The following is a 25,195-nucleotide window of genomic DNA, read 5'->3' on the forward strand; positions in this document are numbered from 1 at the left end:
TACCGTATGCGCACCCGGCGGGGTGTGGGGCGTTGCTTCAGGGTGTGAGACGGCGTTCCCGAGGGAGCGCCGAGTGCGGCACGAGTCCGCGGGCGGCTCAGGCGCTGCGGTCGAGGGCCCGCAGCGAGCGGTCGGTGATCGAACGGGCGCCGCGCCCGATCGCGACCAGGCCGGACTGGACGAGCTCCTTGATGCCGTACGGCTCCAGCATCCGGAGCATCGCCTCCAGCTTGTCCGAACTGCCGGTGGCCTCGATGGTCACCGCGTCGGGCGACACGTCCACGGTCTTGGCGCGGAACAGCTGGACGATCTCGACGATCTGGGACCGGGTGTCGCTGTCCGCCCGGACCTTCACCAGGACCAGTTCCCGCTGGATCGCAGCGGCCTGGTCGAGCTCGACGATCTTTATCACGTTGACGAGCTTGTTGAGCTGCTTGGTGACCTGCTCCAGCGGGAGGTCCTCGACGTTGACCACGATGGTCATCCGGGAGATGTCCGGGTGCTCGGTCGGCCCGACGGCGAGGGAGTCGATGTTGAAGCCCCGACGGGAGAACAGCGAGGCGATGCGGGCGAGCACGCCGGGCTTGTTCTCGACCAGGACGGAGAGGGTGTGCTTGGACATGGTTCTCATTCCGTGAGGTCGTGGATCGGGGGTCAGTCGGTGTCGTCGCCGAAGTCCGGGCGGACGCCCCGGGCGAACTGGATCTCGTCGTTGCTGGTTCCGGCCGCGACCATCGGCCAGACCATGGCGTCCTGGTGGACGATGAAGTCGATGACCACCGGGCGGTCGTTGATGGCCATCGCCTGCTCGATCACCGCGTCGAGGTCCTCGGGGCGCTCGCAGCGCAGGCCGACGCAGCCCATCGCCTCGGACAGCAGCACGAAGTCGGGGATCCGGGTGCCCTGGGCCGGCGGCTCGATGCCGTCGTGGCCGGGGCCCGCGTGCAGCACGGTGTTGGAGTAGCGCTGGTTGTAGAACAGCGTCTGCCACTGGCGGACCATGCCCAGCGAGCCGTTGTTGATGACCGCGACCTTGATCGGGATGTCGTTCAGCGCGCAGGTGACCAGCTCCTGGTTGGTCATCTGGAAGCAGCCGTCGCCGTCGATCGCCCAGACCGCGGCCTCCGGACGGCCCGCCTTGGCGCCCATCGCGGCCGGGACGGCGTAGCCCATGGTGCCCGCGCCGCCGGAGTTCAGCCAGGTGGCCGGCTTCTCGAAGCGGATGAACTGCGAGCTCCACATCTGGTGCTGGCCCACGCCCGCGGCGTAGATCGCGTCCGAGCCGACCAGTTGGCCGATCCGCTCGATGACCTGCTGCGGGGAGAGCTCGCCCGCGGGGGCGGGCTCGTAGCCCAGCGGGTAGGTCTTCTTCCACTCGTCGAGCTTCGACCACCACTCGCTGTAGTCGCTCTTGTGGCCGGCGTCGTACTCGGCCTGGACGGCGACGATCAGGTCGGCCAGCACCTCGCGGGCGTCGCCGACGATCGGCACGTCGGCCGGGCGGTTCTTGCCGATCTCGGCCGGGTCGATGTCGGCGTGCACGACCTTGGCGTACGGGGCGAAGCCGTCCAGCTTGCCGGTGACGCGGTCGTCGAAGCGGGCGCCGAGGGTGAACAGCAGGTCGGCCTTCTGCAGGGCGGTGACGGCCGGGACGGAGCCGTGCATGCCGGGCATGCCCAGGTGCTGCGGGTGGCTGTCGGGGAAGGCGCCGAGGGCCATCAGGGTGGTGACGACCGGCGCGCCGGTCAGCTCGGCGAGGATCCGCAGCTCGGCCGTAGCGTGCGCCTTGATGACGCCGCCGCCGACGTACAGCACCGGGCGCTTGGCGTTCACCAGCATCTTCGCGGCCTCGCGGATCTGCTTGGCGTGCGGCTTGGTGACCGGGCGGTAGCCGGGCAGGGTGGTCTCGACCGGCCAGCGGAAGGTGGTGGTGGCCTGCAGCGCGTCCTTGGCGATGTCGACCAGGACCGGGCCGGGGCGGCCGGTGGCGGCGATGTGGAACGCCTCGGCGATCACCCGGGGGATCTCGGCCGGGTCGGTGACCAGGTAGTTGTGCTTGGTGATCGGCATGGTGATGCCGCAGATGTCCGCCTCCTGGAAGGCGTCGGTGCCGATCGCCTTGGAGGAGACCTGGCCGGTGATGGCCACCATCGGCACGGAGTCCATGTAGGCGTCGGCGATCGGGGTCACCAGGTTGGTCGCCCCGGGGCCGGAGGTCGCCATGCAGACGCCGACCCGGCCGGTGGCCTGGGCGTACCCGGTGGCGGCGTGGCCGGCGCCCTGCTCGTGGCGGACCAGGATGTGGCGCACCTTGGCGGAGTCCATCAGCGGGTCGTACGCGGGAAGGATGGCCCCGCCCGGGATGCCGAAGACGGTGTCCGCCCCCACGGCCTCCAGCGAGCGGATGAGCGACTGGGCGCCGGTCATGGTCTCGACGACGTGCTGGGGAGCGGGAGCGTTGGCGGCCGGGGTGTCCCCGCGGCGGGGGGATGCGGCGTGCTCAGTCATCTGCCTGTCTCTTCTCGGGTTCTGCCGGCCCTGGTGGCTGCGGTCCCGGGTGCTTGGAGGGTGGGGAACCGTGCTCGGGCCGATCGCCGGCTCTGCCTCAATCGTCCGTTTTCCGGCCGTTTGCGGCTAGGGGTCTTGCGGGGGTGGAACAGCGTCAGTGCAACAAAAAACCCCTCGTGCCAAGGGCATGCGAGGGGTGGCGCGTCGGTCTGTCACGAGCGGGGCACGGTGGCCCGCTCAGCCGACGCGCCCGCCAAGTACGAGAATTCGGGTGCGCATGGCAACGACCTTCCTCCGGTGCGACACCGCCTGTCAAGCAGGTGGGATCACAGTCTCGCCATGCGGACCTGCTCCCGGACCAGCCACGGCGCGGTGTTCGGGCAGGTCGGAGGCCCCGTGGTGATGTACGACACGTCCCGGCTGGGGGTCGGGTCGGCCACCCGTTCGGGGGTCCGCGGCGAGATAGGCGCGGCGCGCCGAGACGCCGCCGAGCGGTCTCGGCAGCGGGTAGGCCCGGCGGGCCAGGGCCCGGCGCAGCCGCGGTTCGTCCAGCGGCGGGGCGAAGGCGCTGCCCTGGGCGAGCCGGCAGCCCAGTTCCTGGAGGACGGAGACCTGGCGGGGCAGGTCCACCCCTTCGGCGGCGGCGGCCAGGCCGAGGTCGCGGGCCAGCCGCAGGGCGTGCGCGGCGAGGGTGCGGCTGAGCGCCGACTCGGCGAGGTCCTGGACGAGGGTGCGGTCCAGCTTGAGGCTGTCGAACGGCATCCGGGCGAGGGTGCCGAGCGAGCCGCCGCCGGCGCCGAAGCCGGCCACCGCGGTGGAGACCCCGAGCCGGCGCAGCGCGGCCAGTCGGCGGCCGAGTTCGTCGGCGAGCGCGTCCGGGCCCATCCGGGCGACCTCGATCACCAGGTGGGCGGGGGGCAGGCCGCTGTCGCGCAGCGCGGCGGTGATCGTCTCGTGCATGCCGGGGGCGCAGAGGCGGTCGGCGGAGAGCCGGACCGAGACCGGGACGGGGGTGGCCCGCGGCCCCGCCGGTGAGCCGCGCCGGACGGCCGCCGCGACCGCCTCGTGCACCAGCCAGCGGGTGAAGCGGGTGGCCGCATCACCGTGGTCGGCGGAGCGCAGGAACTCGGCGGGGGTGAGCAGCATGCCCTGGGCGGAGCGCCAGCGGGCCTGCGCCTCGACGGTGGTGACCACGCCGGTGGCGAGGTCGACGACGGGCTGGTGGAACAGCGTGAAGCTGCCCTCGCGGACGGCGACCCGCAGCCGCTCCTCCAACTCGGTGCGGCGCTCCAGGTCGGCCCGCATGGCGGGGCTGTACAGCACCACCCGGCCCTTGCCCTCGGACTTGGCCCGGTACATCGCGAGGTCGGCGTTGCGCATGAGTTCGTCGGCGGCGGCGCGCGGGTCGGCGGCGGGCCCGCGCTCGGGGGTGCCGAAGGCGATGCCGATGCTGGCCGCGACGGCGAGCTCCACCCCGCCGATCCAGTACGGCTCGGAGAGCGCGAGGCGCAGCCGTTCGGCGAGCTCCTGGACCTGGAGGCGGCCGAGCGGTCCGCAGACCAGGGCGGCGAACTCGTCCCCGCCGAAGCGGGCGACGGTGTCGCCGCAGCGCACGGCGGCCTGCAGCCGGCGGGCGGCCTGGACGAGCAGTTCGTCGCCGACCTGGTGGCCGGCGGTGTCGTTGACCGCCTTGAAGCCGTCGAGGTCGAGGAAGAGCACGGCGACGCCGGAGCCGCCGCTCTGCGGCTCGCGGGTGCGCTCGCCGCCGCGGGTGCCGAGCGCGGCGCGCAGCCGCTGGGCGAACAGCGCGCGGTTGGGCAGGTCGGTGAGCGGGTCGTGGAAGGCGTTGTGCTGGAGCTGGGCCTGGAGTATCACCCGCTCGGTGACGTCCCGGCTGTTGAGGATCAGGCCGTCGCGGTAGCGGCTGACGGTCGACTCGACGTGCAGCCACTCGCCGGCGCCGGAGCGCAGCCGGCACTCGACCCGGGCCGATCCCTCGGCGGCGCCGGGGGTCGCGGCGCGCCGGCCGCGCACCAGGAAGCGGCGCACCTCCAGCAGCACCCGGGCGACGTCCTCGGGGTGGACCAGGTCGAGCAGCCGGCCGCCCATCAGCTCCTCGGGGTCGCGCCCGTAGACGCCGAGGGCGGCCGGGGAGACGTAGTTGAGCACGCCGTCCGGCCCGGTGATCATGATGACGTCGCTGGAGCCCTGCACCAGGGAGCGGAAGTGCGCCTCCTTCTGGGCGAGTTCCTGGGCGAGCGAGAGGTTGTCCAGCAGCATCACGCCCTGCCGCAGGATCAGCGCGAGGCCGACGGTGCACGCGGCGGCGGCCACCACGCGGTCCAGCGGCCGCCCGCCGAGGGCGTTGTAGAGGATCCCGGCGGTGCAGACCGCGGCGGCGGCGTACGGGGTGAGCGCGCTGAAGGTGGTGGCCACCCGGCGGCGGGGGGTGCCGCCCGCCGAGGGGTGCTCGCGGCTGGGCCGGCGCCGGCGCGCGGACCAGGGCGCCCAGGCCAGCAGCACGCTGCCGGCGAACCAGCCGGCGTCCAGCAGTTCGCCGGAGCGGTAGCTGCTGCGCAGTTCGGGGCTGGTGAACAACGCGTCGCAGAGCACGGTGACGGCCAGCCCGACCATCGCGGTGTGCACGGCGGCCCGGTTGCCGTCCCGGCCGCCGAAGCGCAGGCCGACGACCAGCGAGACCAGCAGGATGTCGAGCAGCGGGTAGGCGAGGTTGAGGGCGAGGCGCAGCGGGGAGCCGTCCTCGCCGGCCGCGACCCGGCCGAGGGCGAGGCTCCAGCTGAGGGTGAACAGCGAGCCGGCGACCAGCCAGCCGTCGAGGACGAGGCAGACCCAGCCGGCGGCGTTGCTGGGGCGCTGGGCGAGCACCACGACGCCGGTGATGGCGAGCGGGGCGAACAGCAGGAAGGCGTAGTCGGCGAGCGACCCCTCGGGCAGCGGGCTGCGCAGGACGAGCTCGTACCAGCCCCAGGTGCCGTTGCCGAGCGAGACCATGAGCGAGGAGAGGCCGAACAGCAGCCAGGCGGGGCGGGCGTGGCCGCCGACCGTGCAACCGTGCGCGAGGCAGGACAGCGCTGCCGCGAGGGCCGCCGCGGCGAGCCCGAAGTCGCCCATGAAGATGGCGAGTTGGTCGGATCCCCAGCCGGTGGCGGCGCCGGCCGCGTAGGCCAGGCAGAGCACCGAGAGCGCGGCGCCGGGCAGGCTGCGGCTGTACAGCAGCCCGCGGAGCGGGCCGCCCGGGGCGCGGGGCGCGGCGGGCTCGGGGCGTCTGGGCGGTGCGGACGCGTCGGTGTCCGGTGCGCCCGGCCGCCCGGCCCCGGGCAGCACCGCATCGGTGGAGCTCACTCGGCCTCTCCCCCTCCGGCCCGGGACCCGGCGCCCCGGCCACGGCCCACCGGCCGCGCACCTGGTGGCCGTACGCGGTGTCCTGGCGCCCCGTCAGGGCGGTGGCCCAGGGGGTGGGCGGCCTTCCGGTCGCCGCACCGCACCGATGTTCCCTCCCGGGACACTACACCACTTCGGTCACTCAATGAGACGCACACTCAACTTAGAGTAATGGTCGAGGGGTGGGGAAATGCACCTGATTCCGCCGGATCGGCCCGGTTGGCGGCGGCGCACGCAAGGGGGCTCACGCGGCGCGCACGGGAGCACGCGGCAGCGCCCGCCCCGGGCGGGGCGGGCGGGCGGAGCCGGGCGGGCGGGAGTGCGGTCAGTGCGCGACCGGGGCGAGTTCGTCCGGGAAGAGCCGCAGCCGGTGCGCCAGAGCCGCCGCCTCGCCCCGGCCCGCCACCTCCAGCTTGCCGAGGATGTTGGAGACGTGGACGCTCGCGGTCTTCGGCGAGATGTAGAGCTCCTCGGCGATCTGGCGGTTGGTGCGCCCGCGCGCGAGCAACCGGAGCACGTCCCGCTCACGGGGGGTGAGGCCGAGGGCGTCCGCCCCCGAGGGCGTCGGAGCGGTCCTGCGGGCGTTGCCGGCGGCGAGCGCCAGGCCGGCCCGCTCGGCCAGCGCGGTGATCTCGCCGAGCAGCGGCCGGTCGCCCCTGGTCCGGGCGAGTGCGCGGGCCTCGCGCAGCAGTTCGGCGGCCTCCTCCCGGCGGCCCGCCAGCACCTCGGCCTCGGCGGACCGCAGCAGCGCGAGCGCCAGCGGGTACGGCAGCCCGGTGGGCCGCAGCTCGGTCACCGCCGCGGTCCAGTGCGCGGGGGTGTCGGCGCCCTCGGCGCGGGCCAGTTCGCCCTCCAGCAGCCGGGCCCAGCCGTGGTGCACGGGGGCCTTGGGGACGAGCCCGGCGGCCGTCCGGGCGATCACGGCGAGCACCCCGGCCCGGCCGGGGGCGGTCTCGGGCAGGCCGCGGTGGTCGGCCTCGACGGCGGCGGCGTCGGCCAGCAGCGGGAGGACGTCCGATTCGTAGCCGGGGCCGAAGCCGTCCTCCAGGGCCGCGGCCAGCTCGGCGCGGGCCTCCAGCGGCCGACCGCGCAGCGCGGCCAGGCGCAGCGCCAGGCGGCGGATCGGGATGGTGTGCTGGGCCTGGCCGGAGCGGTTGGCGGCGTCGGCCTGGGTCAGCAGTTCGGCGGCGGTGTCCAGGTCGCCGTGCAGCAGGGCGAGTTCGCCGCGCATCCGGTCGAGGAACTCGGCGTGGGAGCCGGTCGCGCTGGCCAGGTCGCAGTGGCCGAGCACGGCGGCGGCCTCGTCGGCGCAGCCGATGTCGACCAGCGCCTCGGCGAGGTTGCCGCTCAGGATGGTGCCGGTGTTGCGGAGCAGCCCGGTGGAGTCGGCGGCCTCCAGGCCCTCCCGGGCGAGTGCCACGGCCTCCTGCGAGCGGCCGAGCGAACGCAGCATGCCGGCCAGGTTGTTGATGCCGCGCAGCAGGACGTCCGGGACGCCGAGTCGGCGGGTGGCCTCGACCGCGGCGGTGAGCGCCGCGACGCCGGCGGACGGGTCCGGGTCGAGGTCGTAGCGCAGGGTGCCGAGGGTCATCAGGGCGTGCTGCTCGACCGAGTGCGCGCCGACCTCGCGGGCGATGGCGGCGGCCCGTTCGGCGAGCTCGATGTGTTCTCCGGTGGGCCGGTTGAGCATGGCGATGCCGGCGCCGAGCGCGAACACCTCGGCCTGGACGGCGGACGGCGGAAGGTGCTCGACCAGCCGGTGCGCGTACGCGATCTCCTCGCCGTCCCCGGAGCGGCGCAGGTGGCCGAGCATCCGGGCCCGGTTCATCCGGAACCACGCGGCGCGCAGCGGGTGCTCGTCCTCGTCGACCAGCTTGAGGGCGCGCTTGGAGAGGCTGAGGCCGCGCTCGCGGTCGCCGGCGCGGCGGGCGGCGACCACCGCCTCGGCGAGGACGTCGATGAGCTGCAGCCTGTCGCAGGGCTCGCCGTGGCCGGCCGGTTCGCAGGCGGCGGGCGGGTAGGTCTCGGCCCAGTCGTACGGGCGCAGGGTGTTGCGCCGGACGTCCGGGGAGACCTGCTCCCAGAGTTCCAGGGCGCGTTCCAGCATCCGCAGCTGCTCGGCGAAGGCGTTGCGGCGCCGGGCGGCGCGGGCGGCGTCCAGGGCGGTGGGCAGGGCCCGGTCGGCGTCGTGCGCGTGGTACCAGTAGTTGGCCAGCCGGGCCGGCCGGACGTCGCCGCCGACCAGGTGCGGGCGCGCCTCCAGGGCGGCGGCGTAGCGGCGGTTGATCCGGTGCCGCTCGCCGGGGAGCAGGTCGTCGGAGACCGCCTCGCGGACCAGCGCGTGCCGGAAGCGGTAGCCGTCACCGTCGGTGTCGGGGCGCAGGATGCTGGCGCCGACGGCGGCGCGCAGCGATTCGATCAGCTCCTCCTCGTCGTCGTCCAGGACGGCGGCGAGCAGCGCGTGCTCGACGTAGGAGCCGCCCTCGGCGGCGATCCGCAGCACCCGCTGGGTCTCCTCCTCCAGGGCCTCCACCCGGACCAGCAGGATGTCGCGCAGCCCCTCGGTGAGGCCGGCCGAGCAGCCGCTGCGGAAGGCGGTGGCGAGCTCCTCGACGAAGAACGGGTTGCCCTCGGAACGGCGGTGGATGCGGTCGACCAGCGCCCGGTCGGGGGCGGTGGTGCCGAGGATCCCGGCCAGCTGCTCGGCGACCTCGCCGCGTTCGAACCGGGCCAGCTCCAACCGCTGGACGGTACGCAGCCGTTCGAGTTCGGCGAGGAAGGGGCGCAGCGGGTGGCGGCGGTGCAGGTCGTCGGTGCGGTAGGTGGCGACCAGCAGCACCCGGGAGCGGTGCAGGGTGCGCAGCAGGTAGGCGAGCAGCTCGCGGGTGGAGCGGTCGGACCAGTGCAGGTCCTCGACGGCGAGCACGAGGGTACGCTCCGCGCCGAGCCGTTCGAACAGCCTCGCGGTGTGCTCGAACAGCTGGGCCCGGCCGTACTCGTCGTTGGCCTCGCCGTCGGCCTCCCCGAAGTCCGGCAGCAGCCGGGCGAGGTGGCCCTCCATGCCGGCGGCGGCGGTCTCCAGCTCGGTGCCGAGGTTGCGGTGCAGCCTGCGCAGCGCGGTGGCCAGCGGGGCGTACGGGAGGCCCTCGGCGCCGACCTCCAGACAGCTGCCGAGCGTGGTGGCGACCCCGTCGCCGCTCTCGCAGGCCTGCTGCAGGAACTCCTCCAGCAGCCGGGTCTTGCCGACGCCGGCCTCACCGCCGATCAGGACGGCCTGCGGGCTGCCCTCCCCCGCCCGGCGCAGCGCCTCCCCCAGGACGGTGATCTCGGTGCCGCGGCCGACGAAGACGGGACTCACCGATATCTGCTGCATGGAGGCGAGCATGCCATAACCGCTCGGCAGCGGCCGACCGGATATCCCGCCCTGCGGACGGGCCGAAGGGGAGGCGCTCCCCTGCTGCGCCTCCCCTTCGATGCCCTGCTGCGGTGCTCCGGCTCCCGACGGGTGCCGATCCGTCAGCATTCGCTCAGCTGCCCGGTGCGCCGGGCCGTGCGGACGCCGGTCAGCCGGCGCAGGGTGCGCCCGGCCCTCGGCGTCCGGACCTCGCGGGCCAGTCGCTGCTGCTCGGCCAGGTGCCGGAGCTCCTGGGCCCGCTGCTGGATGAGCTCGTACTCGATCACTTCGTTCCCCTTGGTGGGTGAGTGGTGTTTCTCTTGCCGGGGTAAACACTCCTCTCCCAGGGGGGTGGCGCACATCGGCAGCCTGCCGCATCCTGCGGGCCCGGACCGCCTTAGCCGACGGGGGTCCGGGTACGGCGAAGGCCCCGGTCCACCCTCCTTACGGGGTGGACCGGGGCCTTAGAACCGGTCCGGGCGCCCTGAGGCGTCTAAGGCCCCCTCAGACCGGCCCGGGGAGCACCGGGGTGCGCCTCAGGCGGCGCCCAGCTTCTCCAGGATCAGGTCCTTGACGCGCGCGGCGTCCGCCTGGCCCCGGGTGGCCTTCATGACCGCGCCGACCAGCGCGCCCACCGCGGCGACCTTGCCGTCGCGGATCTTGGCGGCGATCGCCTCGTTCTCGGCGATCGCCTGGTCGACGGCCGCGCCGAGCGCGGAGTCGTCGGAGACGACGGCCAGGCCGCGCTGCTCGACGATCGCGTCCGGCTCGCCCTCGCCGGCGAGCACGCCCTCGATGACCTGGCGGGCCAGCTTGTCGTTGAGCTTGCCCTCGGCGACCAGCGCGCACACCCGGGCGACCTGGGCCGGGGTGATGGGCTGCTCGGCCAGCTCGGTGCCGGTCTCGTTGGCGCGGCGGGCCAGCTCGCCCATCCACCACTTGCGGGCCTGGTCGGCGGGGGCGCCGGCGGCGATGGTCTCCTGGATCGGCTCGACCGCGCCGGCGTTGAGCACCGACTGCATGTCCTTGTCGGACAGGCCCCACTCGCCCTGCAGGCGGGCGCGGCGGACCCGGGGCAGCTCGGGCAGCGCGGCGCGCAGCTCCTCGACCCACGCGCGGGCGGGCGCGACCGGGACGAGGTCGGGCTCCGGGAAGTAGCGGTAGTCCTCGGCGTTGTCCTTGATCCGGCCGGCCGTGGTGCTGCCGTCGTCCTCGTGGAAGTGCCGGGTCTCCTGGACGATGGTGCCGCCGTCGGTCAGCACGGTGGCGTGCCGCTGGATCTCGAACCGGGCGGCCCGCTCGACGCTGCGCAGCGAGTTGACGTTCTTGGTCTCGGAGCGGGTGCCGAAGGTCTCGGTGCCGTGGGGGCGCAGCGACAGGTTGACGTCGCAGCGCATCTGGCCCTTGTCCATCCGGGCCTCGGAGACGCCCAGCGAGCGGATGAGCTCGCGCAGTTCGGCGACGTACGCGCGGGCGACCTCGGGGGCGCGCTCGCCGGCGCCCTCGATCGGCTTGGTGACGATCTCGATCAGCGGGATGCCGGCCCGGTTGTAGTCGAGCAGCGAGTGGGTGGCGCCGTGGATGCGGCCGGTGGCACCGCCGACGTGGCTGGACTTGCCGGTGTCCTCCTCCATGTGGGCGCGCTCGATCTCCACGCGGAAGGTCGAGCCGTCCTCCAGCTGCACGTCGAGGTAGCCGTTGAAGGCGATCGGCTCGTCGTACTGCGAGGTCTGGAAGTTCTTGGGCATGTCCGGGTAGAAGTAGTTCTTCCGCGCGAACCGGCACCACTCGGCGATCTCGCAGTTGAGCGCCAGGCCGATCTTGACGGCCGACTCCACGCCCACCGCGTTGACCACCGGCAGCGAGCCCGGCAGGCCCAGGCAGGTCGGGCAGACCTGGCTGTTGGGCTCGGCGCCCAGCTCGGTCGAGCAACCGCAGAACATCTTGGTCTTGGTGCCCAGCTCGACGTGGACCTCAAGGCCCATCACCGGGTCGTACGACGCGAGAGCGTCCTCGTAGGAGACCAGGTTCATGACGCTCACAGCGTCCCCTTCACTAAAGCTTTCTGAGGTACGGGGCTTGGGTGGTGCCGGCCCGGCCGCAGCGGGTGCGACCGGGCCGGTGGGCCGTCAGCCCAGCAGCACGTCGTCGTCCCCGAGCCGGCGCAGTTCGCGCACCAGCAGCGCGGTGCCGGTGACCAGGGCCGCGGCGCCGACCAGGGCGTTGATGAGCTTGAGGGTGTCGTTCTCGGTCCGGGCCTTCTTGACGTCCTTGACGATCGAGATCGCCCCGAACGCGCTGGTGCCGATGGACAGCCACAGACCGGGCTTGCTGTGCTTGAAGCCCTTGGCCTTCTCGATCCTGCTCACAGTGCCGGTGCCTCCTCCAGCAGGGTGTGCCCCCACTTGTCGTTGAGTGCGGCCTCGACGGCGCCGCCCACGCGGTACAGGCGGTCGTCCGCCATCGCGGGTGCGATGATCTGCAGGCCGACCGGGAGATTGTCCTCCGGGGCGAGGCCGCAGGGCAGTGACATGGCCGCGTTGCCCGCCAGGTTCGACGGAATCGTGCACAGGTCCAGCAGGTACATCGCCAGCGGGTCGTCGGCCTTCTCGCCGATCGGGTACGCGGTGGTCGGCGAGGTCGGGGAGACCAGCACGTCCACCCCGGCGAAGGCGGCGTCGAAGTCGCGCGAGATCAGGGTGCGGACCTTCTGGGCCGAGCCGTAGTAGGCGTCGTAGTAGCCCGAGGAGAGGGCGTAGGTGCCGAGGATGATGCGGCGCTTCACCTCGGCGCCGAAGCCGGCCTCGCGGGTGAGGGCGGTGACGTCCTCGGCGGAGCGGGTGCCGTCGTCGCCGACCCGCAGGCCGTAGCGCATCGCGTCGAAGCGGGCCAGGTTGGAGGAGGCCTCGCTGGGCGCGATCAGGTAGTAGGCGGGCACCGCCAGGTCGAAGGACGGGCAGGACACCTCGACGATCTCGGCGCCCAGCTCGCGCAGCAGCTCCACGCTCTCGTAGAAGCGCTGCATGACGCCGGCCTGGTAGCCCTCGCCGGCGAACTCCTTGACCACGCCGATCCGCATGCCGCGCACGTCGCGCAGCTTGGCGGCCTCGACGACCGGCGGGACGGGCGCGTTGATCGAGGTGGAGTCCAGCGGGTCGTACCCGGCGATCGCCTCGTGCAGCAGCGCCGTGTCGAGGACGGTGCGGGCGCAGGGGCCGCCCTGGTCCAGCGAGGAGGAGAAGGCGACCAGGCCGTAGCGGGAGACCCCGCCGTAGGTCGGCTTCACGCCGACGGTGCCGGTGAGGGCGCCGGGCTGGCGGATCGAGCCGCCGGTGTCGGTGCCGATGGCGAGGGGCACCTCGAAGGCGGCGAGGGCCGCCGCCGAGCCGCCGCCGGAGCCGCCGGGGATCCGGCCGAGGTCCCAGGGGTTGCCGGTCGCGCCGTAGGCGGAGTTCTCGGTGGTCGAGCCCATCGCGAACTCGTCCATGTTGGTCTTGCCGAGGACGACGATGCCGGCGTCCTTGAGACGCGTCGTCAGGGTCGCGTCGTACGGCGGGATCCAGCCTTCGAGGATCTTGGAGCCGCAGGTGGTGGGGACGCCCTTGGTGGTGAAGACGTCCTTGAGCCCGAGCGGGACGCCGGCCAGCGGGCCGAGCTCCTCGCCGCGGGCGCGCTTCTCGTCGACGGCGCGGGCGGCGCTCAGCGCACCCTCGTGGTCGACGTGCAGGAAGGCGTTGACCTTCTTGTCGACGGCGTCGATGCGGTCCAGGTGCGCCTGGGCGACCTCGACGGCGGAGACCTCGCCGGTGGCGACGGCGGCGGCCGTCTCGGCGGCGGTGTAGCGGATCAGGTCGGTCATCTCGGTCAGTCCTCCCCGAGGATCTGCGGCACGCGGAAACGCTGCTCCTCGGCGGCGGGGGCGCCGGCGAGCGCCTGCTGCGGGGTGAGCGACGGCCGCACCTCGTCCGCGCGCATGACGTTGGTCAGCGGGAGCGGGTGGGAGGTCGGCGGGACGTCGAGTCCGGCGACCTCGGAAACGCGGGCGACCGCGCCGATGATCACGTCGAGCTGCTCGGCGAAGTGGTCCAGCTCTTCGGCCTGCAACTCCAGACGCGACAGCCGAGCGAGGTGGGCGACCTCCTCGCGCGTGATGCCAGGCATGCAGCGATCCTCAGGGTGAGTTCTGGTGAGGCCCGGCGGCACCGTCAGGCGGTACCGGGCCCGGGCGGGCGCAGCCGCGCGGCGCTCCCGTCCTCATGGTCATTGCCCCCATCCTATGGGGCGCGGCCCCGCGCCCGGCCAACGACCGGCGGCCGGGGCCGGTCACCGCGGCGCGGCCGTCCGAAGGCCCGGCGGTCGTCGGCGCGGCCGGGTCACTGCGGCCGGGTCCGCGCCCAGCCCTGCGCCCCGGGGACCTGGATCTCCCGGTGCGCGGCCTGCACCGCCTGCACCACCGGCGGCAGGACGGGCGGCAGCACCGGCTTGATCACCGGGGGCGCCATCGGGGGCAGCACCGGCGGTCCGACCGGCGGCAGCGGCGCGGCCGCCGCCCCCAGCCGCTCCATCGGCGGCGCGCCGGTGCGGTGCACCCGCAGCCAGGCGGTGGCCTGCTCGGCCGGCAGCGCCGCCGAGACCAGCCAGCCCTGGACGGCGTCCACGCCCATGCAGTGCAGCCGCTCCCAGGTCTCGTCGTCCTCGACGCCCTCGGCGACCACGGTCAGCCCGAGCGAGTGGGCCAGCTCGACCGAGCAGCGCACCACGGCCGCGTCGTGGTCGTCGGCGACCATCCGGGAGACGAAGGAGCGGTCGATCTTCAGCTCGCCGACCGGCAGGCTGCGCAGCCGCACCAGCGAGGAGTGGCCGGTGCCGAAGTCGTCCAGGGACATCCCGACGCCGTAGCCGCGCAGCTCGGCGAGGGTGTCGGCGGCCCGGCGGGAGTCGTCGAGCAGCAGCCGCTCGGTGATCTCCAGCTGCAGCGCGTGGGCCGGCACCTGGTGGCGGACCAGGTGGCCGGCGACCCGCTGGGCGAAGCCGGGGTTGAGCACGTCGCGCGGCGAGACGTTCACCGCGACCTGCACCTGGAGGCCCTGGTCGCGCCAGTAGGCGAGCTGGCCGACCGCCGCCTCCAGCACGTAGTCGGTGAGCCGGGGCATCAGGCCGCTGGACTCGGCGAGGCCGACGAACTCGTCCGGCGAGACCTTGCCCTGGCCGGGGCGCTCCCAGCGCAGCAGCGCCTCCAGGCCGACCACCCGGCCGTCGAAGGCCACCTTCGGCTGGTAGTGGAGCTGCACCTCGCCGGTCTCCAGGGCCCGGCGCAGGTCGCCGAGCAGGCCGATCCGGTAGGGGGTGTCGGCGTCCTGCGTCTCGTCGTACTGCTCGACCGAGGTGCGGCCCTGCTGGGCGTGGCCCATCGCCACGTCGGCGCGGCGCAGCAGCGACTCGGCATCCTGGGCGTGCTGCGGGTAGACGCAGACCCCGGCGCTGGCCTCCAGGACCAGCAGCAGCCCGTCCAGCCGGATCGGGGCGGCGAGTTCGGCGATCAGCGCCTTGGCGACCCGCTCCAGGGTGTCCGGGCAGCCGACGCCGGGCAGCAGGACGGCGAACTCGTCGCCGCCCATCCGGGCCACCAGCGGGCGGCCCCGCCGGTAGTGCGGCGGCAGTCCGGCGAAGACGTCGTCCGGGGTGGACCGCGCGGCGGCCCCGGCCTGGCCGCCGGCCCGCAGGGCGCGGTGCAGCCGGCGGGCGATGTGCACCAGCAGCCGGTCCCCGGCGGTGTGGCCGAGGGTGTCGTTGAGCGACCGGAAACGGTCGAGGTCGAGCAGGATCAGACCGACGCTGTAGCCGTCGTCGTGCTCGGCGATCGCCTCCTGGGCCGCGAGGAGTAACGCCTGGCGGTTGGGCAGATCGGTCAGCGGGTCGGTGAGCTGGTCGCGGGCCCGGTCCCGGGCGATCCGCCAGGCCGCGACCAGGACGGCCAGCGGCACCGCGAACAGCGGCAGCAGCTCGGGTTCGTACCGGTAGACCAGGACGGCCAGCGGGATGAGCGGCGCGGCTCCGGCCAGCAGCACGCCGAGCAGCAGGACCGCACCCGCCACCCCCTGCGGCGGGCGTGTGGGCGCGCCGCCGGTCGTACGATCCATAAGCCCTGTCCTCCGTCGGGCCCGCCCTTTCAGGCCGCCTTACGGCGTGAGGCACACCGTACCGGCGCCGGCAGCTGCCGGACATGGAGCGGCCCCGCGGAGACCGGCTCGGCCAGTGCCCCCGCCCCTGCTGACACTCTGTTGCGCTCCAGGGTATGCCGGGGTCCACCGCACGGGCAGACTTTCGGACAACCGGGATCGCTCCACCACGATCGGGTACCGCACGGTGACACAATGCCCGCGGACTCATGGCCCGCTTCCACTGTGCCCGCTATCCACCGCGCGGCACCCGGTGACGCTGCATCAGGACGATAACAACCCTCGGGCCCCGCGTCTGCGGTCGGGTCAGTCCTCGGACGGCCGGGCCCCGGCCCCCTCCGCCGGGCCGTCCCCGGCGCCGTCCCCCGCCCCCGGCAGGCCCAGCAGGGCGCGGGCCGCGTCCGGCCCCTGCTCCAGCAGGACCGCGAACCCGGCGTCGTCCAGCACCGGCAGCCCCAGCTGCACGGCCTTGTCGTACTTGGAGCCGGGGTTGTCGCCGGCCACCACGAAGTCGGTCTTCTTGGACACCGAGCCGGTGACCTTCGCGCCGCGCGAGGTCAGCGCCTCCTTGGCGCCGTCCCGGGTGTGCCCGGCGAGAGTGCCGGTGACCACCACGGTCAGGCCCTCCAGCGGGCGCTCGCCCTCCTCCTCGGCGAACTCCTCGGTGAAGCGGACGCCGGCGGCGCGCCACTTCTCCAGGATCGCGCGGTGCCACTCCTCCCCGTACCACTCGACGATGGAGCGGGCGGTGCCGGGACCGACGCCCTCGGTGGCGGCCAGTTCCTCCTCGGTGGCGGCGAAGATCCGGTCGAGGTCGCGGAACTCGCGGGCCAGCGCCTCCGCGGCGACCGGGCCGACGTGCCGGATCGACAGGCCGTTGAGGAAGCGCCACAGCGGGCGCTGCTTGGCCTGCTCGATGTTGTCGAGCATCAGCCCGGTGTTCTTCTTCGGCGCACCCGCGGTGGTGGCGAAGAAGAAGACCTCCTTCTCCTCGCCGGTCTCGTCGTCCAGCCGGGGCATGCCGGTCTTCGGGTCGCGCACCAGCACCTTGATGGGCAGCAGCTGCTCGACGGTCAGGCCGAAGATGTCGCCCTCGGTGCGCACCGGGGCGGCGGACGGCTCCAGCGGCTGGGTCAGCGCCGTCGCCGCGACGTAGCCGAGGCCCTCGATGTCCAGCGAGGACCGCCCGCCGAGGAAGGCGATCCGCTCGCGGATCTGGGCCGGGCAGAACTGCGCGTTCGGGCAGCGCAGGTCGATGTCCCCCTCGGCCATCGGGCGCAGTTCGGCGCCGCACTCGTGGCAGTGCGAGGGCATCACGAACTCCTGCTCGGTGCCGTCGCGGAGGTCCTCGACCGGGCCGAGGATCTCCGGGATGACGTCACCGGCCTTGCGCAGCACCACGGTGTCGCCGAGCAGGACGCCCTTGGCCTTCACCACCTGCTGGTTGTGCAGGGTCGCGTACTGGACCATCGAGCCGGCCACCTTCACCGGCTCGGCCAGCACCGCGTACGGGGTGGCCCGGCCGGTGCGGCCGATGCCGACCTTGATGGCGGCCAGCTTGGCGGTGACCTCCTCCGGCGGGTACTTCCAGGCGATCGCCCAGCGCGGGGACTTGGAGGTGGAGCCGAGCCGGCCCTGCAGGGCGATCTCGTCCACCTTGACGACCACGCCGTCGATCTCGTGCTCGACGGAGTGCCGCTGCTCGCCGAAGCGCCTGATGAACGCCCGGACCTCGTCCAGGCTGCCGACCACCGCGTTGTGCCGGGCGGTCGGCAGGCCCCAGCCGCGCAGCAGCTCGTAGGCGTGCGACTGGCAGTCGATGGCGAAGCCGCTGCGGGCGCCGATGCCGTGCACCACCATGTGCAGCGGGCGGGAGGCGGTGACGTGCGGGTCCTTCTGGCGCAGCGAGCCGGCCGCGGCGTTGCGCGGGTTGGCGAACAGCTTCACCAGGGCCTGCGGGCGCTTGCCCTCCGCGGCCCGCTGCTCGTTCTCCGCGCGGCGGCGCTCGTTCTCCGCGGCGAAGGAGGCGTTCAGCTCCTCGAACGCCTCAGTGGGCAGGTAGACCTCGCCGCGGATCTCCACCAGCTCGGGGACGTCGTCGCCGTGGAGGCGCTGCGGGATCTCCTTGATGGTGCGGATGTTGGCGGTGATGTCCTCGCCGACCCGGCCGGTGCCGCGGGTCGCGGCCAGCACCAGTTCGCCGCGCTCGTAGGTGAGGTTGACGGCGAGGCCGTCCACCTTGAGCTCGCACAGGAAGTGGTAGTCGATGCCGTCGAGTTCGCGGGCGACGCGCTCGGCCCAGCCGGCCAGCTCCTCGTCGTCCATGGCGTTGTCCAGGCTGAGCAGCCGCTCGCGGTGCTCGACCTTGGTGAAGCCCTCGGCGGCCGTACCGCCGACCTTCTGGGACGGCGAATCGGGCGTCACCAGCGCCGGGTGCGCGGCCTCCAGCGCCTCCAACGCGCGCATCAGCCCGTCGAACTCGGCGTCGCTGACGATCGGCGCGTCCTGCTCGTAGTACCGCGCCCGGTGGTCCTCGATCTCGGCCGCCAGCTCGGCGTGCCGTCCGCGCACCTCCGCCGGGACGTCCTCCCAGCCCTCGACAGCCACCACCGCAAGCCTCCTACCGTCTCATTCCGGGTTGTCCACCAGGCTCTGCGCGGCCCTTACGCTGAGTGACAGCGCCGTGCGCGCATAGGCCGGGGAGGCCCCGGCCAGGCCGCAGGTCGGCGTCACGAGCACATGGCGGCCGAGCAGATCCGGGGCGAACCCGAGCCTGCGCCACAACGTCCTGACACCCTGGACACTACCGGCCGCGTCGGACACTCCCCGGTCGGTGGACGGGACGACACCGGCGAGGATCGCGGTGCCCCCCTCGACCGCCTCGCCCAGGTCGTCGTCCTCACGCTCGGTCAGCAGCGAGAAGTCCAGCGACACCCCCGCCACCCCGGCCCGGCGCAGCAGCGGGACCGGCACCCCGGGGGCGCAGCAGTGCACGACCACCGGCGCGTCGAGGCCGCGGACCAGCTCGCGCAGCTGCTCCTCGGCGACCTGGCGGTCCACCGCGCGCAGCCGCTGGAAGCCGCTGGCGGTCTTCACCTGCCCGGTCAGCACGGCGGGCAGCGAGGGCTCGTCCAGCTGCAGGACGACCTCGGCGCCGGGGACGCGGCGGCGGACGTCGGCGAGGTGGCGGCGCAGGCCCTCGGTGAGCGAGCCGGTGAGGTCGCGGCAGGCGCCGGGGTCGGCGAGCGCCTTCTCGCCGTGCTTGAGCTCGATCGAGGCGGCCAGCGTCCACGGGCCGACGGCCTGCACCTTGAGCGCGCCGGTGTACCCCTGGGTGAACTCCTCCAGGGCGTCGAGGTCCTCGCCGAGCCAGGAGTGCGCCCGCCGGGTGTCGCGCCCGGGACGGTCGGTGAACCGCCAGCCGCTGGGCTCGGTCTGCGCGTACAGCTCGACGAGCAGCCCGGCCCCGCGCCCGATCATGTCGGCGCCCGGCCCGCGGGCGGGCAGCTCCGGCAGGAACGGCAGGTGCTCCAGCGCCCCGGTGGAGGTCTTCGCGGCCTCCCGCGCATCGGTGCCGGGCAGCGAGCCGACGCCGGTCGCGGCGCCGAGCAGGTCGGGGAAGGGGTGTCCGTTGCTCACCCGGGAAGCCTACGAGATCGGGGCGTCCGGGGCTCCCCCGCTCATCCGGGCCCGTGGACCAGGGCGGCCGCCGCCTCGGCGAAGGCGCGGACGCGGGCGGTCGCCCCGTCGGCCGGCCACAGCAGCGCCCACTCCAGCGGCGGGGCGCCGTCGAGGGGGACGTACGCGACGTCGGGGCGGACGTAGTAGCGGCGGGTGTGGGCACCGACCGGGAGGACGCCCTGCCCGGCGCCGACGAGGGTGAGCGCCTCCTGGAACGTCGCCGCCCGCGGCCCCGGCGCCGCGCCCTGCGGCGGCACGGGGACGGCGGCGTCGTGGCCGTCCAGGCGCAGCACCGGCACCCGGGCCAGCTCCGCGACGGGGACGCCGGCGCGGTGGGCGAGGGGGTGGTCGGCGGGGACGGCGAGCATCCACGGCTCGGTGACCAGGACGGGGCCGCAGGCGATCCCGGGCTCCTGGCGGACGGCGCCCAGCCCCAGGTCGGCCTCGCCCTCGCGCAGCCAGGGGATCAGTTCGGCGGTCTGCGCCTCCCGCAGGCGCACCTCGCAGTCGGGGGTCCGGTCGCGGAACGCCTGCGCGGCCCCGGCCACCAACTGCCCCGCGGCCGCGCCGACGAAGGCGACCCGCAGGCTGCCGGACAGGCCCCGCCCGGCCTCGACCGCCCGTTCCAGCGCCGCCCCCACGGCCTGCCACGCCGGCCGGAGGTCCTCGACCAGGTTCCGTCCCGCGGGGGTGAGTTCGACGTGCCGGCTGGTGCGGCGGAACAGTGGCACGCCCACCCGCCGCTCCACCTTGCGGATGGTCTGGCTCACCCGGGTCGTGGAGACGTGCAGGCGCTCGGCGGTGCGCCCGAAGTGCAGTTCCTCGGCGAGCACCAGCAGCGCCTCCACCTCGTAGCGCTCGATCACGCGTCCTCCCGTCCCCGTCCCCGTCCCCGTCGTGAAGCCCCGCTTCACGATCCTTGCGCAGACCGTCGTTGTTCGCCCCGCACCGGCGCAGCAGAGTGGACGGCGTCGAGCACACCCCCTGCCCGAGTCCCTGCCAGGAGGACACCATGACCGCCGCCACCGACCAGCACGCCCACCAGGCCCTGGCGGCCCCGCCCGGGGACACCGCCGCCGTCGTCGCCGAACTGCGCGACCGGGCCGAGATCGCCGACGCGCTGTACCGCTTCGCGCTCGGCCAGGACCTCAAGGACCGGGACCTGTTCGCCTCCGCGTTCACAGCCGACGCCGAGCTCGACTTCCGTCCCGCCGCCGCGCGTTGGGGCGCCGCCCCGCCCCTGATGACCGGGCGGGACGCCATCGTCGACACGATCCTGAAACTGTTCGCCGGCCGGGTGGACACCACCCACCAGGTCACCAACCCGCGGATCACCGTCGACGGCGACACCGCCCGGCTGACCGCGCTGGTCGAGGCGCAGCACCTGCTCACCGCCGACCCGGCCGTCCACGCCCTGCTGAAGAACCCCTACCGGGTCGAGCTGGTACGCGACGGCAGCCGCTGGCTGATCCACCGGATGCGCATCGAGAACACCTGGCTGGTCGGCGACCCCGTCGCGATCTTCGGGGCCTGACCGCAGGTGAACCCACGCGTGGGAAGTCGACCGGGCCGACTTCCCACACCGGGGTCAGAGGCCCGGGCGAACGGTGATCTCGGTGATGTGCGCGTCGCGGGAGGCGTCCAGCGCGGCGACGACGGCCTTCGCCACCGACTCGGGCGCGATCCAGCGGTCGGCGTCGTACGCCTTGCCCTCCTGCTGGTGCACCTTGACCTGCATCGGGGTGGCCGTGCGGCCCGGGTAGACGGAGGTGACCCGGACCCCGGCGGCCTGCTCCTCCTGGCGCAGCGAGTCGGCCAGCGCCTTCAGGCCGTGCTTGCTCGCGGCGTACGCGGACCAGTCGGCGTGGGCGAACAGGCCGGCCCCGGAGTTGACGAAGACCACGTGGCCCTTGGCCAGGCGCAGCGAGGGCAGCAGCAGCCGGGTCAGCTCGGCGGGGGCGACCAGGTTGACGGCGAGGGTCTCCTGCCAGGCCTTGACCGGGAGTTCACCGACCCGGCCCAGCTCGACGACGCCGGCGACGTGCAGCAGCGAATCGAGTTCGACCGGGATGCTCTGGTGGCCGAAGGCCCAGGAGAGCTTGCCGGGGTCGGCGAGGTCGCCGACCAGGGTGCGGGCGCCGGGGAAGCGCTCGCGCAGCTCGGCGGCGCGGCGGGCGTCGCGGGCGAGCAGCCAGAGGTCGTCGCCGCGCTCGGCGAGGAGCTCGGCGAGGACGGTGCCGATGCCGGAGCCGGCGCCGGTGATCAGGTGTGCGGGCATGGTCCCGATCCTCTCAGGCCACGGACTTGAGCTGCGCCAGGGCCTCGGCCGGCGAGGTGGCGAACAGCACCAGCTCGGCGAGCGGGAGCGGCAGGAAGCCCTCGGTGTCCATCCGCTCCAGCTGGGTGCGCAGGCCGTCGTAGAAGCCCTCGGTGTCGAGCACGATCACCGGCTTGTCGTGCAGGCCGTGCTTCTTCAGCTCCAGCACCTCGGTCACCTCGTCCAGCGTGCCGAGGCCGCCGACCAGCACGACGACCGCGTCCGCACGGGCCAGCAGCTGCGCCTTCCGCTCGGCGAGGTCACCCGTGGTGACCAGCTCGTCGGCGCCCTGGTACGCCTTGTGCTTCAGCAACTCGACGGAGATCCCGACCAGCCGGCCGCCGGCGGCCTTCACCCCGTCGGCGAGCACCCCCATCAGCCCGGCGTTGGAGCCGCCCCACACCAGCGTGTGCCCGCCCTCCCCGAGCAGCCGGGCGAACTCGGCGGCGGGGGCCGAGTAGCGGTCGTCGAGCGAGTACGCGGAGCAGAAGACAGTGATGTTCATAGTGCTCCCTGGTCTATCACGCACCCGCCCACCCACTCACCGGGTTTCCGGCCCCCGCTCGCCGGTCTGGACGAGGTCGAGAACCATCACGTCGTGCCGGGCCGCTCCCTCCCAGGGCACCGCCGATCCAACCCTCCGGTAGCCCCATGCGCGGTAGGACGCCTGGGCAGCACTGGCCTCCGGTCGGCTGTTCAGCATCACCCGGGTGTTGTCCAGACTCTCGACGAGGGCGCGGGCGCAGGGACGGTTCGCCCCGCACTCGGCGTTCATGCTGATGCGCGGCCAGCGCCGGGATCTGCGGATCTTCCGCGACGTCGTACGGGAGGAGCACAGCCCGGACGAGTCCGGCACCGAGCTCTCCCCCTGACAGGCGGCCCGGTTCGCGCTGGGCCTGCGGCTCGGCGACGTCTGGACCGCCTGGGAGGACGAACCCGCAGTCGAGGGGGTGGCCGCCCGGCTCTGGGTTGCCACCACCGACGCCTCGTCCTGGGCCGCCGTCGATCACGACGGCGGCCCGGGAGAGCGGTTCACCGTCTGGCAGTACGGCCCGCGTCGGCTCTGGGAGGAGATCGAGGAGGCCCACCGCTGGTAGCGGGACCGTGGCTCGCCCGGACCCGACCGGTTCGGCCTGACCGTCACCGCCGCCCGGCAGTGGAGCTGGTTGGACCGGCCCGGCCGGGTCGCCGGGCCGGTCAGGCGGTGAGGGCCCGGCGCTCGGTCGTGGCGATGGTGGCGGAGCCGATGACGCGGGTGCCGTCGTAGAGGACGACGGCCTGGCCGGGGGCGATGCCGCGGGCGGGGGTGTCCAGGGTGACGTGGAGCTCGTCGCCGGTCATCGACGCGGTGACCGGGACCTCCTCGCCGTGGGCGCGCAGCTGGGCGGTGTAGCGGCCCGCGGTCCCGACCGCCTCGGTGCCGCACCAGCGGGGGCGGATGGCGGTGAGCGCGGTGACGTCCAGGCCCTCGGCGGGGCCGACGGTGACGGTGTTGTTCACCGGGGAGATGTCGAGGACGTAGCGCGGCTTGCCGTCGGCGGCGGGCCGGCCGATCCGCAGGCCCTTGCGCTGGCCGATGGTGAAGCCGTACGCGCCGTCGTGCTCGCCGAGCTTGGTGCCGTCGGTGTCGAGGATGTCGCCGGGGGCGGTGCCGAGGTGCCGGGCGAGGAAGCCCTGGGTGTCGCCGTCCGCGATGAAGCAGATGTCGTGGCTGTCGGGCTTCTTGGCGACGGCGATGCCGCGCTGCGCGGCCTCCGCGCGGATGGCGTCCTTGGTGGTGTCGCCGAGCGGGAAGAGCGAGTGGGCGAGCTGGTCGGCGTCGAGCACGCCGAGCACGTACGACTGGTCCTTGGCGGCGTCGACGGCGCGGTGGAGCTCGCGGCGGCCGTCCGGGAGGTCGACGATGCGGGCGTAGTGGCCGGTGCAGACGGCGTCGAAGCCGAGGGCGAGGGCCTTGTCGAGCAGCGCGGCGAACTTGATCTTCTCGTTGCAGCGCAGGCAGGGGTTGGGGGTGCGGCCGGCGGCGTACTCGGCGACGAAGTCGTCGATGACGTCCTCGCGGAAGCGCTCGGCGAGGTCCCACACGTAGAAGGGGATGCCGATGACGTCGGCGGCGCGGCGGGCGTCGCGGGAGTCCTCGATGGTGCAGCAGCCGCGGGCGCCGGTGCGGAAGGACTGCGGGTTGGCCGACAGCGCCAGGTGCACGCCGGTCACCTCGTGGCCGGCTTCGACGGCGCGGGCGGCGGCGACGGCGGAGTCGACCCCGCCGGACATCGCGGCGAGCACGCGCAGGCGGCCAGTGGACGGGGTGGTCGGGGCACCGGGGAAGTCAGTCATGATGCACCAAGCGTACGCGCCGCCCGGATGCTTCCCGGAGCGGATTACCGCCGGGCGGCGGCCGCGAGTCCGGCGTTGCGGGCGCGGTGGACGGCGGGCTCGATGGCGGCGGCGAGGGCGGCGACGTCCTCCCGGGTGGAGGTGTGGCCGAGCGAGAACCGCAGCGAGGCGCGGGCCAGCAGCGGGTCGACGCCCATCGCGAGCAGCACGTGGCTGGGCTGCGGCACGCCGGCGGAGCAGGCGGAGCCGGTGGAGCACTCGATGCCCTGGGCGTCGAGCAGCATCAGCAGGGCGTCGCCCTCGCAGCCGGGGAAGGAGAAGTGCGCGTTGGCGGGCAGCCGGCCCCCGGCGGACGGGTCGCCGTTGAGCACCGCGTCCGGGACGGCCGCCAGGACGGCGGCGACGAGTTCGTCGCGCAGGGCGCCGAGCGCCGCCGCGTGCTCGGCCCGCCGCTCGACGGCGAGTTCCGCGGCGACCGCGAAGCCTGCTGCGGCGGGGGCGTCGAGGGTGCCGGAGCGCACGTCGCGCTCCTGGCCGCCGCCGTGCAGCAGCGGGACGGGCGTCGCGCCGCGGGACAGCAGCAGGGCGCCGATGCCGTACGGGCCGCCGATCTTGTGGCCGGTGACGGTGAGTGCGGTGAGGCCGGAGTCGGCGAAGGAGACCGGCACCTGGCCGAGCGCCTGGACCGCGTCGGCGTGCACGGGGATGCCGTACTCCGCGGCGACGGCGGCGAGTTCGGTGACCGGCTGGACGGTGCCGACCTCGTTGTTGGCCCACATCACGGTGACCAGGGCGACCGAGGCCGGGTCGCGTTCGATCGCCGCGCGCAGCACCTCGGGGTGGACCCGTCCGTGGGCGTCGACCGGCAGGTACTCGACCCGGGCGCCCTCGTGCTCGGAGAGCCAGTGCACGGCGTCGAGGACGGCGTGGTGCTCGACCGGGCTGCACAGCACCCGGGTGCGGGCCGGGTCGGCGTCGCGGCGGGCCCAGTAGAGGCCCTTGACGGCGAGGTTGTCGGACTCGGTGCCGCCGCCGGTGAGGACGATCTCGCTCGGCCGGGCGCCCAGCGACTCCGCGAGGGACTCGCGGGCCTCCTCGACCACGCGGCGGGCCCGCCGGCCGGCCGCGTGCAGGGAGGAGGCGTTGCCGACGACCCCGAGGTGCGCCGTCATCGCGGCGATCGCCTCGGGCAGCATCGGCGTGGTCGCCGCATGGTCCAGGTATGGCATAACCATCCGATTGTAGAGGGCCGCCGGGTGGCGTTCCGGCCATTGGACCGTCGGCAACGCGCCGTTGGTCCGGCGTACCGGGAGCGGTTAGCCTGGCGCCATCGGCGCGGGGCCCGGGCGGCGGGCCCGGCGGGCAGGCGGGACAGAC

General features: G+C 74.1%; 19 protein-coding genes and 1 pseudogene. 3 read left to right on the top strand and 17 right to left on the bottom strand.

Annotation, left to right across the window (positions count from 1 at the left end):
• Nucleotides 1-97: 97 nt before the first annotated feature.
• The 13 genes and pseudogenes from ilvN to ACWGB8_RS00105 form a co-directional block, all read right to left on the bottom strand.
• Entirely contained in the window at nucleotides 98-622 is a 525-nt protein-coding gene (ilvN, locus tag ACWGB8_RS00045) for an acetolactate synthase small subunit (RefSeq protein WP_452208590.1), read from the bottom strand.
• 32 nt (nucleotides 623-654) lie between these two features.
• Entirely contained in the window at nucleotides 655-2,508 is a 1,854-nt protein-coding gene (locus ACWGB8_RS00050; RefSeq protein WP_452208592.1) for an acetolactate synthase large subunit, read from the bottom strand.
• A 312-nt stretch (nucleotides 2,509-2,820) separates the two neighbouring features.
• Nucleotides 2,821-5,745: a putative bifunctional diguanylate cyclase/phosphodiesterase gene (locus tag ACWGB8_RS00055; protein WP_452208826.1), complete on the bottom strand. Its 2,925-nt coding sequence runs from the start codon at nucleotides 5,743-5,745 to the stop codon at nucleotides 2,821-2,823.
• Nucleotides 5,746-6,235: 490 nt separating this feature from the next.
• Nucleotides 6,236-9,283: a helix-turn-helix transcriptional regulator gene (locus ACWGB8_RS00060; RefSeq protein ID WP_452208594.1), complete on the bottom strand. Its 3,048-nt coding sequence runs from the start codon at nucleotides 9,281-9,283 to the stop codon at nucleotides 6,236-6,238.
• A gap of 143 nt (nucleotides 9,284-9,426) precedes the next feature.
• Nucleotides 9,427-9,591, bottom strand: a complete 165-nt coding sequence (locus ACWGB8_RS00065) for a hypothetical protein (protein ID WP_452208595.1) — start codon at nucleotides 9,589-9,591, stop codon at nucleotides 9,427-9,429.
• A 249-nt stretch (nucleotides 9,592-9,840) separates the two neighbouring features.
• The gene (gatB, locus tag ACWGB8_RS00070; RefSeq protein ID WP_452208596.1) at nucleotides 9,841-11,346 is read right to left on the bottom strand and encodes an Asp-tRNA(Asn)/Glu-tRNA(Gln) amidotransferase subunit GatB; all 1,506 of its coding nucleotides are present in this window, start codon (nucleotides 11,344-11,346) and stop codon (nucleotides 9,841-9,843) included.
• 87 nt (nucleotides 11,347-11,433) lie between these two features.
• Nucleotides 11,434-11,673: a hypothetical protein gene (locus ACWGB8_RS00075; RefSeq protein WP_452208598.1), complete on the bottom strand. Its 240-nt coding sequence runs from the start codon at nucleotides 11,671-11,673 to the stop codon at nucleotides 11,434-11,436.
• Nucleotides 11,670-13,163 carry an Asp-tRNA(Asn)/Glu-tRNA(Gln) amidotransferase subunit GatA gene (gene gatA / locus ACWGB8_RS00080; RefSeq protein ID WP_452208600.1) on the bottom strand — a complete coding sequence of 498 codons (1,494 nt, stop codon included), beginning with the start codon at nucleotides 13,161-13,163 and terminating at the stop codon, nucleotides 11,670-11,672. Before gatA ends, ACWGB8_RS00075 begins: the two co-directional genes overlap by 4 nt.
• 5 nt (nucleotides 13,164-13,168) lie before the next feature.
• Entirely contained in the window at nucleotides 13,169-13,465 is a 297-nt protein-coding gene (gatC, locus tag ACWGB8_RS00085; RefSeq protein ID WP_452208601.1) for an Asp-tRNA(Asn)/Glu-tRNA(Gln) amidotransferase subunit GatC, read from the bottom strand.
• A 162-nt stretch (nucleotides 13,466-13,627) separates the two neighbouring features.
• Nucleotides 13,628-15,381: pseudogene (locus ACWGB8_RS00090) on the bottom strand (putative bifunctional diguanylate cyclase/phosphodiesterase); the annotation flags it as partial.
• 408 nt (nucleotides 15,382-15,789) lie between these two features.
• The gene (gene ligA, locus ACWGB8_RS00095) at nucleotides 15,790-18,090 is read right to left on the bottom strand and encodes an NAD-dependent DNA ligase LigA (protein WP_452208827.1); all 2,301 of its coding nucleotides are present in this window, start codon (nucleotides 18,088-18,090) and stop codon (nucleotides 15,790-15,792) included.
• Between the two features lie 21 nt (nucleotides 18,091-18,111).
• Complete coding sequence (locus ACWGB8_RS00100; protein WP_452208603.1) at nucleotides 18,112-19,122, bottom strand: methionine synthase; 1,011 nt, start codon at nucleotides 19,120-19,122, stop codon at nucleotides 18,112-18,114.
• A gap of 41 nt (nucleotides 19,123-19,163) precedes the next feature.
• Nucleotides 19,164-20,030: a LysR family transcriptional regulator gene (locus ACWGB8_RS00105; protein ID WP_452208605.1), complete on the bottom strand. Its 867-nt coding sequence runs from the start codon at nucleotides 20,028-20,030 to the stop codon at nucleotides 19,164-19,166.
• Between the two features lie 146 nt (nucleotides 20,031-20,176).
• Here ACWGB8_RS00105 and ACWGB8_RS00110 point away from each other — a divergent pair, with 146 nt between their 5' ends.
• On the top strand, nucleotides 20,177-20,698 hold the full coding sequence (locus ACWGB8_RS00110) for a nuclear transport factor 2 family protein (RefSeq protein ID WP_452208607.1): 522 nt from the start codon (nucleotides 20,177-20,179) through the stop codon (nucleotides 20,696-20,698).
• A gap of 54 nt (nucleotides 20,699-20,752) precedes the next feature.
• Here the strand turns inward: ACWGB8_RS00110 and ACWGB8_RS00115 are convergent, their stop codons facing one another.
• Complete coding sequence (locus tag ACWGB8_RS00115; RefSeq protein WP_452208609.1) at nucleotides 20,753-21,442, bottom strand: SDR family oxidoreductase; 690 nt, start codon at nucleotides 21,440-21,442, stop codon at nucleotides 20,753-20,755.
• Nucleotides 21,443-21,455: 13 nt separating this feature from the next.
• The gene (locus ACWGB8_RS00120; RefSeq protein WP_452208611.1) at nucleotides 21,456-21,986 is read right to left on the bottom strand and encodes an LOG family protein; all 531 of its coding nucleotides are present in this window, start codon (nucleotides 21,984-21,986) and stop codon (nucleotides 21,456-21,458) included.
• Nucleotides 21,987-22,191: 205 nt separating this feature from the next.
• Here ACWGB8_RS00120 and ACWGB8_RS00125 point away from each other — a divergent pair, with 205 nt between their 5' ends.
• Both ACWGB8_RS00125 and ACWGB8_RS00130 read left to right on the top strand, forming a co-directional pair.
• Nucleotides 22,192-22,353 carry a hypothetical protein gene (locus tag ACWGB8_RS00125; RefSeq protein ID WP_452208613.1) on the top strand — a complete coding sequence of 54 codons (162 nt, stop codon included), beginning with the start codon at nucleotides 22,192-22,194 and terminating at the stop codon, nucleotides 22,351-22,353.
• 78 nt (nucleotides 22,354-22,431) lie between these two features.
• Entirely contained in the window at nucleotides 22,432-22,578 is a 147-nt protein-coding gene (locus ACWGB8_RS00130; RefSeq protein WP_452208615.1) for a hypothetical protein, read from the top strand.
• Between the two features lie 100 nt (nucleotides 22,579-22,678).
• On the opposite strand, the gene mnmA is transcribed toward ACWGB8_RS00130, so the two are convergent.
• Both mnmA and ACWGB8_RS00140 read right to left on the bottom strand, forming a co-directional pair.
• Nucleotides 22,679-23,818: a tRNA 2-thiouridine(34) synthase MnmA gene (gene mnmA, locus ACWGB8_RS00135; RefSeq protein ID WP_452208617.1), complete on the bottom strand. Its 1,140-nt coding sequence runs from the start codon at nucleotides 23,816-23,818 to the stop codon at nucleotides 22,679-22,681.
• A gap of 44 nt (nucleotides 23,819-23,862) precedes the next feature.
• The gene (locus ACWGB8_RS00140) at nucleotides 23,863-25,047 is read right to left on the bottom strand and encodes a cysteine desulfurase family protein (RefSeq protein WP_452208619.1); all 1,185 of its coding nucleotides are present in this window, start codon (nucleotides 25,045-25,047) and stop codon (nucleotides 23,863-23,865) included.
• Between the last annotated feature and the right edge of the window lie 148 nt (nucleotides 25,048-25,195).

This window comes from Kitasatospora sp. NPDC054939 (genome assembly GCF_053610105.1).